Genomic DNA, 16618 nt, shown 5'->3' on the forward strand with positions numbered 1-16618 from the left:
TAATGCATGGTTCTCACAAAACAGTCGGACGGCCGGTGTCGCAAGGGTAATCTGGCCGAAATCGCCTTTCCGGCCCCGCTTTCAGGCGGTTCTGCAGCCACTTGCCGCGACAAACGACCCCGTTGGGCTACACTTTCGTTCCGGGAGTCCTTATTCAAATTCGAAGGATTCGACACGGCGCGCGCGGGACGGGGCGGACACATATGCAAGACCAGACGAACCTGTTGATCATCATCGCCATGATGCCATTTGTCGGCGCATTGGCGCCGGGGGTGATGATCCGGGCGGGACGCAATGCCTGCGCGACCTTCACGGCCATTCCGACCATCCTGGCGCTGGTGATGCTGGGCATCCTGGCCCCCGATGTGCTGCGCGGAGAGGTGTTGCAGGCGCGTTTCGACTGGCTGCCGCAGCTGGGGCTCTCGGCCTCGTTCTTCCTGGACGGGCTGGGGCTGCTGTTTGCAGGCATGATCCTGGGCGTCGGCCTGCTGATCATCCTCTACGCCCGGTTCTACCTGTCGGCCGAAGACCCGATGGGCAATTTCTACACCTACCTGCTGCTCTTCCAAGGCGCGATGCTGGGGATCGTCCTGTCGGACAACATCTTGCTTTTGCTGGTCTTCTGGGAACTGACCTCGCTGTCGTCCTTCCTGCTGATCGGCTATTGGAAGCACCTGCCCGAAGGCCGGCAAGGCGCGCGCATGGCGTTGACCGTGACCGGCGCCGGCGGGCTTGCGATGATCGGCGGCATGCTGATCCTCGGCAATATCGTGGGCAGTTACGAGCTGACGGACATCCTTGCCTCGGGCGAGATGATCAAGGCCGACCCGCTCTACCTGCCGGCGCTGATCCTCATCCTTTTGGGCGCCTTCACCAAGTCGGCGCAGTTCCCGTTCCACTTCTGGCTGCCGCATGCCATGGCCGCGCCGACGCCGGTGTCGGCCTACCTGCACTCGGCCACCATGGTGAAGGCGGGCGTGTTCCTGATGGCCCGCATGTGGCCGGCGCTGGCGGGCACGGATGCCTGGTTCTACATCGTCGGATCGGTCGGGCTGATCACCATGGTGCTGGGCGCGCTGATCGCGCTCTTCAAGGATGACCTCAAGGCGCTGCTGGCCTTTTCGACGGTCTCGCACCTGGGGCTGCTGACCATGCTTCTGGGCTTCGGAACCCAAGCGGCGGCGGTGGCGGCGGTGTTCCACATCATCAACCATCTGACCTTCAAGGCCGCGCTCTTCATGACCGCCGGGATCGTGGACCACGAGGCCCATACCCGTGACATCAAACGCCTGGGCGGCCTGCGCCACCTGATGCCGATCACCTTCGTCATCGGCACGGTGGCGGCGCTGTCGATGGCGGGCATTCCGTTGTTCAACGGGTTCCTTTCGAAGGAAATGATGCTCGAAGAGGCCAGCCACACGTACTGGGCCGGAAATCCATGGCTGGTGCCGGCGCTGGCGACGCTGGGCGCGCTGCTGTCGGTGGCCTATTCGCTGCGCTTCATCTTCCACGTCTTCTTTGGGCCGGTGCGCGACGACTACCCGCACAAACCGCATGATCCGCCCTTCGGCATGTATGCCGCACCCGCCCTGCTGGTGGTGATGGTTCTGGCCATCGGCCTCATGCCCTGGCTGGCCGAGCCGCTAGTGACCGTGGCCGCCAGCGCCGTGACCGGCGCGGACCTGCATCCGCATCTCAAGATCTGGCACGGCGTGACGCCCGCGCTTTACATGTCCATCGCGGCCATCATCGGCGGCGCCGTGCTGCTGGCGCTGCACCGCCCGCTCGACCGCGCGTGGATCGCTGCGCCGCGCCCCGAGGCCAAGGTCATCTTCGAAGGGCTGGTCGACTGGCTCGCCGCGCTTTCGTCCCGGGTCTCGGCGGCGCTGCATGACGGGTCGATCAGCCGCTACATCGCGATCTTCGTGGTGGCGACGCTGGGCTTCGGCCTGGTCGCCTGGATGGGCGGAGACCTCCCGGCGCCCGACCGCGCCATGACCCCGGTGCCGCCCGTCGCAGGCGTCGGCGCGCTGGCACTGATCGTGGCCACTCTGGGCGTGACGCTGGGCCACCGGGCACGGTTCCGGTCGCTGATCATCATCGGGGTCATCGGCATGATGGTCTCGATCGGCTTCGTGTACCTGTCGGCCCCCGACCTGGCCCTGACGCAGATCTCGGTCGAGACGGTGACCATCATGCTGCTGCTGCTCGCGCTGCACTTCCTGCCCAAGGACACGCCGGTCGAAAGCACCGGCGGGCGGCGGTTCCGTGACGGCGTCATCGCCATCGGCGCGGGCCTTGGCGTGGCGCTGCTGACGCTGGCGTTCCTGTTCCGCAGTGGCTCCACCATCTCCGACTACCACCTCGCCAACAGCTACAAGGGCGGCGGCGGCACCAACGTGGTCAACGTGATCCTCGTCGACTTCCGGGGCTACGACACCTACGGCGAGATCATCGTGCTGGGTATCGCCGGCCTCATCATCTTCGCGATGATGGAGGCGGTGCTGAACGGCCCGGCCTCGCGCCGGCTGCGCAACACCGATTACGACCGCGACCTGTCGGCCGACCGGCACCCGCTGATGATGGTGGTCGCCACCCGCGTGATGATGCCCATCGCGCTGATGGTCGGCGTCTACATCTTCCTGCGCGGCCACAACATGCCGGGCGGCGGGTTCGTCGCCGGCCTTGTCGTCGCCATCGCGCTGCTGATGCAATACATGGCGTCGGGCTTTGCCTGGACCCAGGCGCGGCAGAAGATCGAATATCACGCCCTGATCGGCTGGGGCGTCGTCATCGCCGGGCTCACCGGCGCGGGCGCCTGGCTGGCGGGCAAGCCGTTCCTGACGTCCTGGTTCGGCTATGTCCACCTGCCCCCCATCGAGGAGTTCGAGCTGGCCACCGCCGCCCTCTTCGACCTGGGCGTCTTCCTTGCCGTGCTGGGCGCGGTGATGCTGATGCTCTATTCGCTGTCGCGCATCGCCCGCTACGCCGGCCAGACCGTGAACACCGAACCCATGGATTACGACCCGGCCACGCGGGTCCCCGACCACGAGGAGGCCGAGTAAATGGAATATCTCGTGGCCCTCGCCATCGGCAGCCTGACCGCCGGCGGCACCTACCTGATCCTGCGCCTGCGCGCCTTCCCGGTGATCCTGGGCCTGTCGCTGCTGAGCTACGCGGTGAACGTGTTCATCTTTGCCAGCGGCCGGCTCAAGATCAACGCGCCGCCGATCCTGAACAAATATGCCGACGTGCCCTACACGGACCCGCTGCCGCAGGCGCTGGTGCTGACGGCCATCGTGATTTCCTTCGGGATGACGGCGGTGCTGGTGATGATCTCGCTCGGCGCCTTCCTCGAGACCGGCACCGACCGGATCGACCTGGAAAGCCCCGACCCGGACGAGGACATGAAGCTGACCGAGCCCGACACCAACGTGGGCACCGTGCCCGAACTTGACGGCGCCGATGCGGAGGTGAAGGCATGATCTTGCACTGGATCATCGCGCCGGTGGTGCTGCCGGCCTTGCTGGCCCCCCTGCTCGGTTACGTGATGCGGCACGACATCGTGCTGGCGCGCATCGCCTCGACCGCCGGGACCGTGGCGCTGGCCGCCATCGCCTTTGCGCTGATGTTCGCCGTGGCGGACGGGACGACCCATGTCTACCGGCTGGGCGACTGGCCCGCGCCCTTCGGCATCGTGCTGGTGCTCGACCGGCTTTCGGCCATGATGGTGCTGCTGACCGCGGTGCTGGCGCTGATCGTGCTGCTGCATGCCATCGCGACCGGCTGGGACGCGCGGGGGCGGCATTTCCATGCGCTCTTCCAGTTTCAGCTGATGGGGATCTGCGGCGCCTTCCTGACCGGCGACGTGTTCAACCTCTTCGTCTTCTTCGAGGTGCTGCTGATCGCCTCCTACGGCCTGATGATCCACGGCGGCGGCCGCGCGCGCCTGCGGGCGGGGCTGCAATACGTGGTCATGAACCTGGTCGGCTCGACCCTGTTCCTCTTCGCGCTCGGCACGCTCTATGCCTCGGCCGGAACGCTGAACATGGCCGATCTCGCGCTGAAACTGTCGCAGATCCCGCAACAGGACGCCGCGCTGGTGCGCGTCGCCGTGATCCTGCTGATGGTGGTGTTCGGGCTCAAGGCCGCGCTCTTCCCGGTGCAGTTCTGGCTGCCGGGCACCTATGCCAGCGCCCCCGCCCCCGTCGCGGCCCTGTTTGCCATCATGACCAAGGTCGGCGCCTATGCCATCCTGCGCGTCCATACGCTGTCCTTCGGTCCGGGGATCGAGGCGACCGGCGACATGACCGGAGACCTGATGTTCCCCGCCGCCATCGTCACCGTGGCCCTCGGCGCCATCGGCGTGCTGGGCGCGCGCCGGATGATGCCGCTGATCGCGTTTTCGGTGATCGGCTCGATGGGCACGATGATGGTCGCCGTCGCGGCCTTCACGCCCGAGGCGACGGCGGCCGCGCTTTACTACATGGTGCATTCCACCTTTGCCGCCGCGGCGCTGTTCCTGGTGGCCGACCTGCTGATGGCGCAGCGCGCCGACGATCGTCTGGTGCAGCTGAAGCCGGTGACGCAGAACGGCCTGCTCTCGGCGCTGTTCTTCGCCGCCGCCATCGGCATGGCGGGGATGCCGCCGCTCTCGGGCTTCCTGGGCAAGCTCTGGTTGCTCGACAGCCTGCGCGATCCGGCCGAAATGCCCTGGGCCTGGACGGCGATCCTGGCCGGATCGCTCGTCACCATCGTCGGCTTCGTCCGCGCGGGCAGCATGGTGTTCTGGAAATCGACCGCCTGGGTCCCCGCGGCAGACGAAACCGTCGCCGCCGAGACCGAGGCGCAGGAGCCCGCCCACCGCGCCGATGCGCTGCAACTGGCCCCCAGCATGGCCGCCATCGGCATCATGGGCGTGCTCGCGATCCTCGCCGGCCCCATGGCGCGTTACACCGAAGGCGCGGCACAGCAGCTTTACGACCGCGCCGGCTATGTCGAGGCGGTGCTGGTCACCGGCAACGAGGGCAAGGACCTCGAGGCGCATTCGGACGAGGACACCGACGGATACGCCGCCGAAGCGGACGGCCACGGCGCCGAACCGGCCGCCGAGGGAGAGGGACATTAAGCCATGCTGAAACGCCTATTGCCCCACCCCGCCCTCAGCCTGACACTGGTGCTGGTCTGGCTGGGCCTCGTCAACAAGATCACGCTGGGCAACCTGCTGCTGGGCGGCATCCTCGGGCTGATCCTGCCGGCGCTCACCGCGCCCTACTGGCCCAACCGCCCGCGCCTGCGCGATCCGATCGGCATCGTCGCCTATGTGCTGATCGTGATCTGGGACATCATCGTCGCCAATGTCCAGGTCGCGGCGATCATCCTCTTCAAGCGCAACCGCGACATCCATTCGCAATGGATCTGCATCCCGCTCGAGCTGAAATCCCCCGAGGCGATCACCGTGCTGGCCGGCACGATCACCCTGACGCCGGGCACGGTCTCGGCCGTGCTCTCGGCCGATGGCAGTCACCTGCTGGTCCATGCGCTCCATGCCGACGACCCGGACGCGGTGCGCGACGACATCAAGGCCCGCTACGAGGCCCGTCTGAAAAGGATCTTCCCATGATCGAAGCCGCCCTGATCTTCGCCTTCGTCTGTTTCGGCCTCGGCACCCTGCTGTGCCTCTGGCGCGTGATGACCGGCCCCGAGGTCGCCGACCGCATCCTCGCGCTCGACACCATGGTGATCAACGTGATCGCGGTGCTGATCCTCTACGGGATCTGGCAGGGCACGGCGATCTACTACGAGGCGTCGATGCTGGTGGCCATGGTCGGCTTCGTCTCGACCGTGGCCTATTGCCGCTTCACCCTCCGCGGCGACATCATCGAGTAAGGCTCTGACATGGAACAGGTATCCGAGATCATCGTCACCGCCCTGCTGGTCATCGCAGGCCTCTTCGGGCTGGTCGGCAGCTTCGGGCTGATCAAGCTCAGGGACACGATGCAGCGCCTGCATGCGCCGACCAAGGCGACGACGCTGGGCGTCGGTGGCGTGCTCATCGCCTCGATGGTCTATTTCTACGCCGAGCGGGGCACGATCACCTTCCACGAGCTCCTGATCTCGCTCTTTCTTTTCCTCACCTCTCCGATCACCGCCAATTTCATCGCCAAGACCTACATGGCCCGGCGCCTGGCGCCAGAGGATCTGCCCAAACCCGCAAGCAGCGATTTCGGCTGGTCGATCCACGACGCCCCCCCGACCGAGGCCGAGGCCGCCATCAAGTCCGAGTGACCGGCCCGGGCCGCGCCCCGTCGGCGCGCCTTGGGGGCCCGCGGCCGCGCCTCCGGCCACGCTTTCAATTCTCTGAGAATACTCGAGTCGAACCCGGCCGCAGGCGCTCTCCTCCCGGTGATCTGTCCCGGATATGCCGGTATTGCCGCCCGCCTACCCCTCGACCGGGTGCAGCGGCACGCCCGTCCGCTCGAAGGCCGTGACATTCGCGAGGGTGGACTCGGCGATGGCGCCCAGCGCCTCGGCGGTAAAGAACCCCTGGTGGCCGGTGACCAGCACGTTGGGAAAGGTCAGCAGCCGGGCAAAGACATCGTCGGGGATGATCCGGTTCGACAGGTCCTCGAAGAACAGGTGCGCCTCTTCTTCGTAGACGTCGATGCCAAGCGATCCGATCTGCCCGGCCTTCAGCCCCCGGATGACCGCCCGCGTGTCGATCACCGCGCCCCGGCTGGTGTTGATCAGCATCGCGCCCGGCTTCATCCGCGCGATGGCCGCGTCGTCGATCAGGTGATGGGTCTTGGGCGTCAGCGGGCATTGCAGCGTCACGATGTCCGAGGCCGCCAGCAGCGCCGGCAGCGGCATGTAGTCGACCCCGAGCCCCCGGCAGACGTCGTTCGGGTGCAGGTCATGGGCGATCACCCGGCAGCCAAAGCCCGCCATGATCCCCGCCAGCACTGTGCCGATCTGGCCGGTGCCGACGATCCCCACGGTCTTGCCCCGCATGTCGAACCCCAGCAGCCCACCCAGTTCGAAATTGCCTTCGCGCACCCGGGCCCAGGCGCGGTGGGTCTTGCGGTTCAGCGTCAGGATCAGCGCCACCGTATGCTCGGCCACCGCATAGGGCGAATAGGCGGGCACGCGGGCGACGGTGATGCCATGGGCCGCGCAGGCCGCGAGGTCGACATTGTTGAACCCGGCGCAGCGCAGCGCCACCAGCCCCACGCCGTGCCGGGAAAGGCCCGCGATCACCTCGGCATCGAGCCGGTCGTTGACAAAGACCGCCACCGCCCCGGCCCCCGCAACCAGCGGTACCGTCGCGGCGCTCAGCTTGGTGTCGTGGAAGATCAGGGCGTGGCCTGCGCTTTCGTTGGCCTTGCTCAGGAAGGTGACATCGTCGGGACGGGCGGAGAAGACATGAACCTGCATCGCGGTCCCCTTGTTGCGCGGCTGGCCGAGCCTCGCGCGCCGCTCTGCCCGCCGTCAAGTCGCGACCGCCCCGGCCCTGCCCACGCCGTCCCGCCTGCGTATCCGGCAGGCAGCGCGCGGCTCAGCGCGGCTTGCGCCGGGCGCGGATCACCGTGTGCTGGCTGACGATCTCGTAGCCCAGCCGAGCCACGATCTCTTGCCTCAGGCGGTTGATCTCGTCGCTGTCGATCTCGATCACCTCGCCCGTCTCCACGTCGACGAGGTGATCGTGGTCCGACACCGGCATGGTCTCGAACCGCGCGGGTTCGTTCTCGAAGCTGAGCTTGCGCACCAGCCCCGCTTCTTCCAGCGCCGACAGCGACCGGTAGACGGTGGCAAAGGACACCGACCCGTCGATTTCCTTGGCGCGGGTAAAGACCTCGTCGGCATTCGGATGATCCTGCGAATCCATGAGAATCGACAGTACGACCACCCGCTGCTGGGTCACGCGCAGCCCCGCCTCGCGCAACGCCTTGGAAAGATCGACACTCTCGGCGCCCATGGTGCACCCCTCAGCTTTCGGTCCCGCCTTGCTACATCCTGGGCACGGGACAATGCAATCATGTCCAAGATGAGAATGCTTCGCAATCCTAATTGACTTCTGCGAATGGTTCTTATTTACACAAGAAGAAACTGGCAGAAAGGGAAACCTCCCATGATCCGCCCCCTCCCGATCGCCGCGCTGCTGGCCGCGCTGGCGACCAACGCCCCGGCCGAGCCGCTGAAGGTCGTCACGACCTTTACCGTCCTGGCCGACATGGCCCGCAACGTGGCCGGCGACGCGGCCGAAATCGTGTCGATCACCCGCCCCGGCGCCGAGATCCACGGCTACCAGCCGACCCCGCGCGACATCGTGGGCGCCCATGACGCCGACCTCGTGCTGTGGAACGGGATGAACCTCGAGCTCTGGTTCGAGCAGTTCCTGGCCAATCTCGGTGACGTGCCCTCGGTGACGCTGACGGACGGGATCGACCCGATCTCGATCTCCTCGGGCAGCTACCAGGGCAAGCCCAACCCGCATGCCTGGATGGGCCTTGGTAACGCGCTGATCTACGTGGACAATATCGCCGCCGCCCTCAGCGAACACGACCCCGGAAACGCCGAGACCTACGCCGCCAATGCCGCGGCCTACAAGGAGGCCCTGCGCGCCACGCTCGAGCCCCTGCGCGACCGGCTGGCCTCCGTGCCCGAGGCGCAGCGCTGGCTTGTCACCTGCGAAGGCGCCTTCAGCTACCTCGCCCGCGACCTTGGCCTGAAAGAGCTGTATCTCTGGCCGATGAACGCCGACCAGGTCGGCACGCCGCAGCAGGTCCGCGCGGTGATCGACGGGGTGCGGGAACACGACATCCCCGTGGTCTTCTGCGAATCGACCGTCAGCCAGAAACCCGCCCAGCAGGTCGCGCGCGAAACCGGCGCGGCTTACGGCGGCATGCTCTACGTCGACAGCCTGTCCGAGCCGGACGGGCCCGTGCCCACCTATCTCGACCTGCTGCGCGTCACCTCCGAAACCGTGGTGCGCGGGCTGACGGAGAGCCGATGACGACGCCCGATCCTTCCGGCGGCATCCTTGCGCGCGACGTGACCGTGACCTATCGCAACGGCCAGACCGCGCTGCGGCATGCGAGTTTCGAGATCCCGCGCGGCACCGTCACGGCGCTGGTCGGCGTCAACGGGGCGGGGAAATCCACCCTGTTCAAGGCGATCATGGGGTTCGTGCCCATGGCCGCCGGCGACATCCGCCTGCTGGGCCTGACGGTGCGCGAGGCGCTGAAGAAGAACCTCGTCGCCTACGTGCCCCAGTCGGAAGAGGTCGACTGGTCCTTTCCGGTGCTGGTCGAGGACGTGGTGATGATGGGCCGCTACGGCCACATGGGGTTCCTGCGCCGCGCCCGCCCCGCCGACCACGCGGCAGTCGAAACGGCGCTGGCCCGGGTGAACATGCTCGAATTTCGCCACCGCCAGATCGGAGAGCTGTCGGGCGGGCAGAAAAAGCGCGTCTTCCTCGCCCGCGCGCTGGCGCAGGACGGTCAGGTGATCCTGCTGGACGAACCCTTCACCGGCGTCGACGTGAAGACCGAGGATCAGATCGTCGCCCTGCTGCGCGAACTCAAGGCCGAGGGCCGCGTCATGCTGGTCTCGACCCACAACTTGGGCTCGGTGCCCGAATTCTGCGACCGCACCGTGCTGGTCAAGGGCACGGTGCTGGCTTACGGCCCGACCGAGACGACCTTTACCCGCGCGAACCTGCAACAGGCCTTCGGCGGCGTGCTGCGCCACTTCACCCTGGGCGGAGAGGCGCTGCACGACGATGACGACCCGCGCCGCGTCACGATCCTGACCGACGACGAGCGTCCCTTCGTCCATTACGGCGACCCGGCGGAGGGCGACAGGTGAGCTGGCTCGAACCCTTTTTCTACACTTACATGGTCAACGCCATGTGGGTCTCGGCCCTGGTCGGCGGGGTCTGCGCCTTCCTCTCGGCCTACCTGATGCTCAAGGGCTGGTCACTGATCGGCGACGCGCTGTCCCACTCGGTCGTGCCCGGCGTCGCGGGGGCCTACATGCTGGGCCTGCCCTTTGCCCTTGGCGCCTTCCTGTCGGGCGGACTGGCGGCGGGCGCGATGCTGTTCCTGTCGGACCGCTCGGGGCTCAAGGTCGACGTGGTGATCGGGCTGATCTTCACCAGCTTCTTCGGGCTGGGGCTGTTCATGGTCTCGCTGAACCCGATGGCGATCTCGGTCCAGACGATCACCATGGGCAACATCCTTGCCATCACGCCCGAAGACACGCTGCAACTGGCGCTGATCGGCTTTGTCTCGCTCGCCGTGCTGCTGGCCAAGTGGAAGGACCTCATGGTCACCTTCTTCGACGAAACCCATGCCCGCACCATCGGGCTGCGCGTGGGGCTGCTGAAGGCCACCTTCTTCGCGCTCCTGTCGGCCTGCGTGGTGGCAGCGATGCAGACCGTGGGCGCCTTCCTCGTCATCGCCATGGTGGTGACGCCGGGCGCCACGGCCTACCTCCTCTGCGACCGCTTCCCGCGGCTCTTGGCCCTGTCGGTCGCCATCGGTGCCGGCACCAGTTTCGCCGGCGCCTACATCAGCTATTTCCTCGACGGCGCGACCGGTGGCGTCATCGTCTGCCTGCAGACCACGATCTTCCTCGCCGCCTTCCTGCTGGCCCCCAAGCACGGCCTGCTCGCCGCCCGCCGGAAAGCCCGCGCGGCGCTGGAGGCGCTATGATCGACACCCTCCTGCTGCCGCTGCAATTTCCGTTCATGCAGAATGCCCTGCTGATCTGCATTCTCGTCTCGGTGCCCACTGCGCTGCTGTCATGCTTCCTCGTGCTCAAAGGCTGGGCGCTGATGGGCGACGCGATCAGCCACGCGATCCTGCCGGGCGTGGTGCTGGCCTATGTCCTTGGCCTGCCGCTGATCCTCGGCGCCTTCGTCGCGGGCATGGTGACCTCGCTGATGACCGGGTTCCTGAGCGAGAACAGCCGGGTCAAGCAGGACACGATCATGGGCGTCGTCTTCTCGGGCATGTTCGGGCTGGGGATCGTGCTTTACACCGCGATCGAAAGCGACATCCACCTCGACCACGTGCTCTTTGGCAACATGCTGGGGGTCGGGGCGCAGGACCTCTGGACCGCCGGCACGATCTCTCTCCTCGTCAGCGCGGGCCTGCTGCTGAAATGGCGCGACCTTGTGCTCCATGCCTTCGACGCGGCCCAGGCCCGCGCCTCGGGCCTGCCCGTTCAGGCGCTGCACTACGGCCTGCTGGTGGCGCTGTCGCTGACCATCGTCGCGACGCTCTCGGCCACCGGCCTCATCCTCGCGGTCGGCCTGCTGATCGCACCCGGCGCCATCGCCTTCCTCACCACGCGCCGCTTCGGCCAGATGCTGGCCGTGGCCACCGCCGCCTGCCTTTTCTCAATGATCGCAGGGACCTACGCGAGCTTCTTCATCGACAGCGCCCCGGCCCCGACGATCATCCTGATCCTCACCGGCCTGTTCCTCATCGCCTTCACCGCCCGGCAACTCGCGACCCGCCGCGCCAGCCGGGCCTGACCCCTTCCCTTTCATTATTCCATAAATACTCAATTCCGACCTCTCCGCAGCAAGACCGGCCCGGGGGACGCCCCCCTTTCATCTTTCCACAAATATGCAGATCCGACGCCGCCACGGGCGCCAAAGGTCAGGTCAGAAAGAACTGCGACAGGATCGGCGCCGCCGCAGCCCCCATGGCGCGGGCATTGCCGCCCACCGCCGCCGCCTCGATCCGCGGCGCGATCAACCCGCGCAGGTCAAGCTGCGCCAGCTCCTCCCGCGTCTGCGCCACGAGCCTCTCGCGCACCGCCTCGGGAAAGGCACCGTCGATCAGCACCGCCTCGAAATCGATGACGCAGCAGACACTCCGCGCCGCATGGGCCAGCGCCCGGGCGGACCCGGCGATCCAGCCGTCCAGCGCCGCGCCAAAGCCGGACCAGTCCTGCGGCATCCGCCATAGCGCGCCCGTATCGGCGCCCATGCTCGCCAGTTCGGCCTCCAAGAGATACAGCGAGGCGGCATCCAGCAGCGGCACCTCGTGCCCCGCCGGCCCCGGCACCGAAAGCGACCCCAGCGCCCCCGCATTGCGCTGCCGCCCGTCGATCACAGCGGAATTCATCACAACCCCGCCGCCGATGAAGGAGCCGATGAAGAAATACGCGTAGTCATAGAACGCCCGGCCCCGGCCGAACATCTGCTCGGCCCGGCAGGCGGCGGTGGCGTCGTTCTCGGTGATCAGCGGCAGGTCGGTGAACCGCGCCAGCTCCTTGGCAAAGTCGATCTCGCGCCAGGTGACGAAATCCTCGGGTGCGCCCAGCACCTCGCCCCAGCTCCAGATCTCGTTCGGGGCGGCGATGCCGATGCCCGACAGGCGTGCCTGCTGGCGCGGCGTCAGGTCGGCAGAGAGCACACGCATCCCCTCGCGCAGGAACGAGAAGATCTCGTCCGGCATCGGGTAGCGATAGGTGACCAGAAGCTGGCCCAGCACCTCTCCGTGCAGGTTCATGACCACCAGGTCCGAGGATCGCCGCCCGATCTTGAGGCCAAAGGACAGCGCCCCGTCCGGGTCGATCGCCATGGGGATCGAGGGCTTGCCCACCCGCCCCCGCTGCGGTTCCCCGCGCAACAGGAACCCGTCCGCCTCGAGCTTGCGCAGGATGTTCGACACGGTCTGCGCCGACAGGTCCGTGCGCTTGGCGATCTCGCTGCCCGGCATGGCCCCGTGGCGCTGGATCAGCGACAGGATCAGCCGTTCGTTCATGGCGCGCACGCCCACCTGGTTCACCCCCGGGCGCAGGTCGCGAATCTCGTTCCCGTCCATGGTGGCTCCTCCTTGCGCAACCATGGCAAAGGCAAATTAGTAAATCAACTGGATTTATTAATTGACGCGGTGACGGGAATCGCCCAGATTGCTCTCAACCCGTTGGAGGACGGGGCCAGCCCAGGCGTCGGGGCAAGGACGACGCAGACATCGTTTCTGGGAGGAAACCATGAAAAGACTTCTCGCTTGCAGCGCAGCGGCGCTTGCCTTTGCAGCCACCACGGCCAGTGCCGGCAGCCACGGCGGCGGCAGCGCCTGCCTGATCACCAAGACCGATACCAACCCCTTCTTCGTCAAGATGCGCGAAGGTGCGGCCGCCAAGGCCGAAGAGCTGGGGCTCACGCTGAATTCCTATGCCGGCAAGGTCGACGGTGACAACGAAACGCAAGTGGCGGCGGTGGAAACCTGCATCGCCAACGGCGTGGACGGGATCCTGATCACCGCCTCCAGCACCTCGGCCATCGTGCCGTCGCTGCAGCAGGCGCGTGACGCCGGCATCCTGGTGATCGCGCTCGACACCCCGCTCGAGCCGGCGGATGCGGCCGACATGACCTTTGCCACCGACAACTTCCTGGCCGGTGAGCTGATCGGCAAATGGGCCGCCGCCAAGCTGGGCGACGAGGCCGCCAATGCCAAGATCGGCATGCTCGACCTCGCCATCAGCCAGCCGACTGTCGGCGTGCTGCGCGACCAGGGCTTCATGACCGGCTTCGGCATCGACACCAAGGACCCCAACCAGTGGGGCGACGAGGACGATCCGCGCATCGTCGGCCATGACGTGACCGCCGGCAACCAGGAAGGCGGCCGGACCGCGATGGAGAACCTGCTGGCCAAGGATCCGACGATCAACGTGGTCTACACGATCAACGAACCCGCCGCCGCCGGCGCCTACGAAGCGCTGAAGGCCCTCGGCCGCGAGAACGACGTGATCATCGTGTCGGTCGACGGCGGCTGCCCGGGCGTGGCGGATGTCGAGGCCGGCGTGATCGGCGCGACCTCGCAGCAATACCCGCTGCTGATGGCCTCCAAGGGGATCGAGGCGATCGCCGCCTTTGCCAAGGACGGCACCAAGCCCGAGGCGACCGAGGGCAAGAGCTTCTTCGACACCGGCGTGGCCCTGGTCACCGACGAGCCCGTCGAGGGCGTCGAGTCGATCTCGGTCGCAGAGGGCAAGGACCTCTGCTGGGGCTGATACCCCGCTTCGGCCAGGCGGGCGCGCCCCGCCTGGCCCTTTACTGAACCCATCCGACACCGCAGACTGACCCTACGGGCACGGACAGGCGTCGCCTGGCTGTCCCCGTGCGCCATGGGAGGAACAGCGTCATGAGCAATACCGACAGCTTCGAGGACGTGGTCAGAACACGCCGAGAAGAGACACACGCGGAATTCACGGACAGCCGCAAGGGCCTGCTGGGGGCCTTCCACCATGCCCTGCACACGACGCCGGCACTGGTGCCGCTGATCGTGCTTCTGGCCGCGGTGGTCGTCTTCGGCCTGGTGCTGGGGTCCAAGTTCTTCTCGCCCTTCGCGCTGACGCTGATCCTGCAACAGGTGCAGATCGTCGGCGTGCTGGCCGCGGCGCAAAGCCTGGTCATCCTGACCGCCGGCATCGACCTGTCGGTCGGCGCGCTGGCGGTGCTGAGCTCGGTCGTGATGGGCCAGTTCACCTTTCGCTACGGCATCCCGCCGGTGGTCGCGGTCGCCATGGGGCTTGCCTTCGGAACCGCCGTGGGCGCGGTCAACGGCTGGCTGGTGAGCCGCGTCAAGCTGCCCCCGTTCATCGTCACGCTGGGCATGTGGCAGATCGTGCTGGCCGCCAACTACCTCTATTCCCGGAACGAGACGATCCGTGCCCAGGACATCGAGGAACAGGCCGGCTTCCTGCAATTCATGGGCACGACGCTCAAGGTTGGCGGGGCCAATTTCACCTTCGGCGTGATCCTCATGCTGCTCCTGGTGCTGGCACTGGCCTACATGCTGCGCTCGACCGCCTGGGGCCGCCACGTCTATGCCGTGGGCGACGACCCCGAGGCCGCCAAGCTGGCCGGTGTCAACGTCCACAGGACGATCATGTCGGTCTACATGCTGGTCGGCTTCATCTGCGCGCTGGCCGGCTGGGTCATGATCGGCCGCTTCGGCTCGGTCTCGCCCTCGGCCACGACCGGGGTCATCGGCAACATCCAGTCGATCACGGCCGTGGTGATCGGGGGCATCTCGCTCTTCGGCGGACGCGGCTCGATCCTCGGCGCCTTCTTCGGCGCGCTGATCGTCGGCGTGTTCGAGCTGGGCCTCAGGATGGCCGGCGCCAACCCGCAATGGACCTACCTGCTGATCGGCACGCTCATCATCGGCGCCGTCACCGTGGACCAGTGGATCCGGAAGGTGACCGCATGACCCGCCTGGCCAATCTGCACCGCCGCGCGCCCTTCGATCCTTTCTCGGCGGAAAAACCCGCCGGGGCGGCGGGAGAACCCGCCATGGCGGCGGGAAAACCCGCCGGGGCGGCGGGAAAACCCGCCGGGGCGGCGGGAAAACCCGCCGGGGACCAGTGGATCCGCAAGGTCAGCGCGTAACGCCTCACCCGGCGGGCACGATCCGCCGGGCCACCGCACCAAAGCGTAGGGAGGAGACACCCATGCAACCCATTCTTCAAGGCCGCGGACTGACCAAGCGTTATGGCAAGGTGACCGCGCTCGACCGTTGCGATTTCGACCTGATGCCGGGGGAAATCCTGGCCGTGATCGGCGACAACGGGGCCGGAAAATCGACCCTGATCAAGGCCGTCTCGGGCGCCGTGATCCCGGACGAGGGCGAAGTGCATCTCGACGGCAAGCCGATCCGCTTCCAGTCGCCCATCGACGCCCGCGACGCGGGGATCGAGACGGTTTACCAGACCCTCGCCATGTCCCCCGCCCTGTCGATCGCCGACAACATGTTCATGGGCCGCGAGATCCGGCAGAAGGGCCTGATGGGCAAGCTGCTCAAGCGGCTCGACAAGGCCGAGATGCAGCGCATCGCGCGGGAAAAGCTGAACGATCTCGGGCTGATGACGATCCAGAACATCAACCAGGCGGTCGAAACGCTGTCGGGCGGGCAACGCCAGGGCGTGGCCGTGGCCCGGGCGGCGGCCTTCGGCTCCAAGGTCATCATCCTGGACGAGCCGACCGCGGCGCTCGGGGTCAAGGAAAGCCGCCGCGTGCTCGACCTGATCCAGGACGTGAAATCGCGCGGCATCCCGATCATCCTGATCTCGCACAACATGCCGCATGTGTTCGAGGTCGCCGACCGCATCCACGTCCACCGCCTTGGCCGCCGCCTCTGCGTCATCGACCCCAAGGATTACACCATGTCCGACGCCGTGGCCTTCATGACCGGCGCCAAGGAACCACCCGAGGCGCAACAGGCCGCCTGAAGCAAACGACAGGCCGCGCAGCCCCTGCGCGGCCTTTCTCATGGCGCAGCCCCCCGCCTGTCATCTGTCCGGAAATATGCGCATCCGACCGCGCAGCCGGGCGCACCACCCTGCCGTCACGCCACGTTGCGGCCACGCTCCCCGCACCCTTTCATTATTCCAAAAATACTCAAATCCGGCGGCCCCACCTGGCGCCTCCGCCCGTGTTGACGCCGCGCCGAAAGCCAAAAGGCCCCCCGGTTTCCCGGAGGGCCTTTTCGATCGCAGCAGTGGCGCGGTTGACGGGGCTCGAACCCGCGACCCCCGGCGTGACAGGCCGGTACTCTAACCAACTGAGCTACAACCGCCCGCTGCGTGGGATGCG

General features: G+C 67.0%; 17 protein-coding genes and 1 tRNA gene. 14 read left to right on the forward strand and 4 right to left on the reverse strand.

Annotation, left to right across the window (positions count from 1 at the left end; genetic code table 11):
- The first annotated feature begins 203 nt into the window (after positions 1 to 203).
- From MF270_RS03255 to MF270_RS03280, 6 genes are read left to right on the forward strand one after another with little or no spacing between them, the layout of a single operon-like run.
- Positions 204 to 3065, forward strand: a complete 2862-nt coding sequence (locus tag MF270_RS03255) for a monovalent cation/H+ antiporter subunit A (protein ID WP_238364428.1) — start codon at positions 204 to 206, stop codon at positions 3063 to 3065.
- Entirely contained in the window at positions 3066 to 3485 is a 420-nt protein-coding gene (locus MF270_RS03260; protein WP_238364429.1) for a Na+/H+ antiporter subunit C, read from the forward strand.
- Positions 3485 to 5128, forward strand: a complete 1644-nt coding sequence (locus tag MF270_RS03265) for a monovalent cation/H+ antiporter subunit D (RefSeq protein ID WP_238364820.1) — start codon at positions 3485 to 3487, stop codon at positions 5126 to 5128. Before MF270_RS03260 ends, MF270_RS03265 begins: the two co-directional genes overlap by 1 nt.
- Positions 5129 to 5131: 3 nt before the next feature.
- Positions 5132 to 5623, forward strand: a complete 492-nt coding sequence (locus MF270_RS03270) for a Na+/H+ antiporter subunit E (RefSeq protein WP_238364430.1) — start codon at positions 5132 to 5134, stop codon at positions 5621 to 5623.
- The gene (locus MF270_RS03275; RefSeq protein WP_238364431.1) at positions 5620 to 5889 is read left to right on the forward strand and encodes a K+/H+ antiporter subunit F; all 270 of its coding nucleotides are present in this window, start codon (positions 5620 to 5622) and stop codon (positions 5887 to 5889) included. Before MF270_RS03270 ends, MF270_RS03275 begins: the two co-directional genes overlap by 4 nt.
- A 9-nt stretch (positions 5890 to 5898) precedes the next feature.
- Positions 5899 to 6288: a Na+/H+ antiporter subunit G gene (locus MF270_RS03280; RefSeq protein WP_238364432.1), complete on the forward strand. Its 390-nt coding sequence runs from the start codon at positions 5899 to 5901 to the stop codon at positions 6286 to 6288.
- 153 nt (positions 6289 to 6441) lie between these two features.
- Here MF270_RS03280 and MF270_RS03285 read toward each other — a convergent pair whose 3' ends face one another.
- Positions 6442 to 7434 carry a 2-hydroxyacid dehydrogenase gene (locus tag MF270_RS03285; RefSeq protein ID WP_238364433.1) on the reverse strand — a complete coding sequence of 331 codons (993 nt, stop codon included), beginning with the start codon at positions 7432 to 7434 and terminating at the stop codon, positions 6442 to 6444.
- 121 nt (positions 7435 to 7555) lie between these two features.
- Complete coding sequence (locus MF270_RS03290) at positions 7556 to 7975, reverse strand: Fur family transcriptional regulator (RefSeq protein WP_238364434.1); 420 nt, start codon at positions 7973 to 7975, stop codon at positions 7556 to 7558.
- 153 nt (positions 7976 to 8128) lie between these two features.
- Between MF270_RS03290 and MF270_RS03295 the strand changes: the two genes are divergently transcribed.
- The 4 genes from MF270_RS03295 to MF270_RS03310 are packed head-to-tail and all read left to right on the forward strand — an operon-like array spanning position 8129 to position 11542.
- Positions 8129 to 9013 (forward strand): metal ABC transporter substrate-binding protein, encoded by an 885-nt coding sequence (locus MF270_RS03295; protein WP_238364435.1) that lies wholly within the window; start codon positions 8129 to 8131, stop codon positions 9011 to 9013.
- Positions 9010 to 9867: a manganese/iron ABC transporter ATP-binding protein gene (locus MF270_RS03300; protein ID WP_238364436.1), complete on the forward strand. Its 858-nt coding sequence runs from the start codon at positions 9010 to 9012 to the stop codon at positions 9865 to 9867. Before MF270_RS03295 ends, MF270_RS03300 begins: the two co-directional genes overlap by 4 nt.
- A gap of 29 nt (positions 9868 to 9896) precedes the next feature.
- On the forward strand, positions 9897 to 10715 hold the full coding sequence (locus tag MF270_RS03305; RefSeq protein WP_238364821.1) for a metal ABC transporter permease: 819 nt from the start codon (positions 9897 to 9899) through the stop codon (positions 10713 to 10715).
- The gene (locus MF270_RS03310; protein WP_238364437.1) at positions 10712 to 11542 is read left to right on the forward strand and encodes a metal ABC transporter permease; all 831 of its coding nucleotides are present in this window, start codon (positions 10712 to 10714) and stop codon (positions 11540 to 11542) included. Before MF270_RS03305 ends, MF270_RS03310 begins: the two co-directional genes overlap by 4 nt.
- Before the next feature lie 127 nt (positions 11543 to 11669).
- Here the strand turns inward: MF270_RS03310 and MF270_RS03315 are convergent, their stop codons facing one another.
- The gene (locus tag MF270_RS03315; protein WP_238364438.1) at positions 11670 to 12842 is read right to left on the reverse strand and encodes an ROK family transcriptional regulator; all 1173 of its coding nucleotides are present in this window, start codon (positions 12840 to 12842) and stop codon (positions 11670 to 11672) included.
- A gap of 169 nt (positions 12843 to 13011) precedes the next feature.
- Between MF270_RS03315 and MF270_RS03320 the strand changes: the two genes are divergently transcribed.
- From MF270_RS03320 to MF270_RS03335, 4 genes are all read left to right on the forward strand, one after another.
- Positions 13012 to 14034 carry a sugar ABC transporter substrate-binding protein gene (locus tag MF270_RS03320; RefSeq protein ID WP_238364439.1) on the forward strand — a complete coding sequence of 341 codons (1023 nt, stop codon included), beginning with the start codon at positions 13012 to 13014 and terminating at the stop codon, positions 14032 to 14034.
- 131 nt (positions 14035 to 14165) lie between these two features.
- On the forward strand, positions 14166 to 15236 hold the full coding sequence (locus MF270_RS03325; RefSeq protein ID WP_238364440.1) for an ABC transporter permease: 1071 nt from the start codon (positions 14166 to 14168) through the stop codon (positions 15234 to 15236).
- Complete coding sequence (locus MF270_RS03330; RefSeq protein ID WP_238364441.1) at positions 15233 to 15415, forward strand: hypothetical protein; 183 nt, start codon at positions 15233 to 15235, stop codon at positions 15413 to 15415. The genes MF270_RS03325 and MF270_RS03330 overlap by 4 nt, the downstream gene beginning before the upstream one ends.
- 62 nt (positions 15416 to 15477) lie before the next feature.
- Positions 15478 to 16254, forward strand: a complete 777-nt coding sequence (locus MF270_RS03335) for an ATP-binding cassette domain-containing protein (protein WP_238364442.1) — start codon at positions 15478 to 15480, stop codon at positions 16252 to 16254.
- Positions 16255 to 16524: 270 nt separating this feature from the next.
- On the opposite strand, the gene MF270_RS03340 is transcribed toward MF270_RS03335, so the two are convergent.
- Positions 16525 to 16601: transfer RNA gene (locus MF270_RS03340), tRNA-Asp, on the reverse strand.
- Positions 16602 to 16618 lie beyond the last annotated feature (17 nt).

Origin of the sequence: Mesobacterium pallidum, assembly GCF_019966535.1 — a bacterium.
Classification (GTDB): Bacteria; Pseudomonadota; Alphaproteobacteria; order Rhodobacterales; family Rhodobacteraceae; genus Mesobacterium; species Mesobacterium pallidum.

Coding starts and splice junctions, on each gene's coding strand:
- MF270_RS03310 (WP_238364437.1), top strand. CDS start 10,712: ATGATCGACACCCTCCTGCTGCCGCTGCAATTTCCGTTCATGCAGAAT.
- MF270_RS03285 (WP_238364433.1), bottom strand. CDS start 7,434: ATGCAGGTTCATGTCTTCTCCGCCCGTCCCGACGATGTCACCTTCCTG.
- MF270_RS03305 (WP_238364821.1), top strand. CDS start 9,897: ATGGTCAACGCCATGTGGGTCTCGGCCCTGGTCGGCGGGGTCTGCGCC.
- MF270_RS03290 (WP_238364434.1), bottom strand. CDS start 7,975: ATGGGCGCCGAGAGTGTCGATCTTTCCAAGGCGTTGCGCGAGGCGGGG.
- MF270_RS03280 (WP_238364432.1), top strand. CDS start 5,899: ATGGAACAGGTATCCGAGATCATCGTCACCGCCCTGCTGGTCATCGCA.
- MF270_RS03275 (WP_238364431.1), top strand. CDS start 5,620: ATGATCGAAGCCGCCCTGATCTTCGCCTTCGTCTGTTTCGGCCTCGGC.
- MF270_RS03260 (WP_238364429.1), top strand. CDS start 3,066: ATGGAATATCTCGTGGCCCTCGCCATCGGCAGCCTGACCGCCGGCGGC.
- MF270_RS03330 (WP_238364441.1), top strand. CDS start 15,233: ATGACCCGCCTGGCCAATCTGCACCGCCGCGCGCCCTTCGATCCTTTC.
- MF270_RS03300 (WP_238364436.1), top strand. CDS start 9,010: ATGACGACGCCCGATCCTTCCGGCGGCATCCTTGCGCGCGACGTGACC.
- MF270_RS03295 (WP_238364435.1), top strand. CDS start 8,129: ATGATCCGCCCCCTCCCGATCGCCGCGCTGCTGGCCGCGCTGGCGACC.
- MF270_RS03255 (WP_238364428.1), top strand. CDS start 204: ATGCAAGACCAGACGAACCTGTTGATCATCATCGCCATGATGCCATTT.
- MF270_RS03270 (WP_238364430.1), top strand. CDS start 5,132: ATGCTGAAACGCCTATTGCCCCACCCCGCCCTCAGCCTGACACTGGTG.
- MF270_RS03335 (WP_238364442.1), top strand. CDS start 15,478: ATGCAACCCATTCTTCAAGGCCGCGGACTGACCAAGCGTTATGGCAAG.
- MF270_RS03325 (WP_238364440.1), top strand. CDS start 14,166: ATGAGCAATACCGACAGCTTCGAGGACGTGGTCAGAACACGCCGAGAA.
- MF270_RS03315 (WP_238364438.1), bottom strand. CDS start 12,842: ATGGACGGGAACGAGATTCGCGACCTGCGCCCGGGGGTGAACCAGGTG.
- MF270_RS03320 (WP_238364439.1), top strand. CDS start 13,012: ATGAAAAGACTTCTCGCTTGCAGCGCAGCGGCGCTTGCCTTTGCAGCC.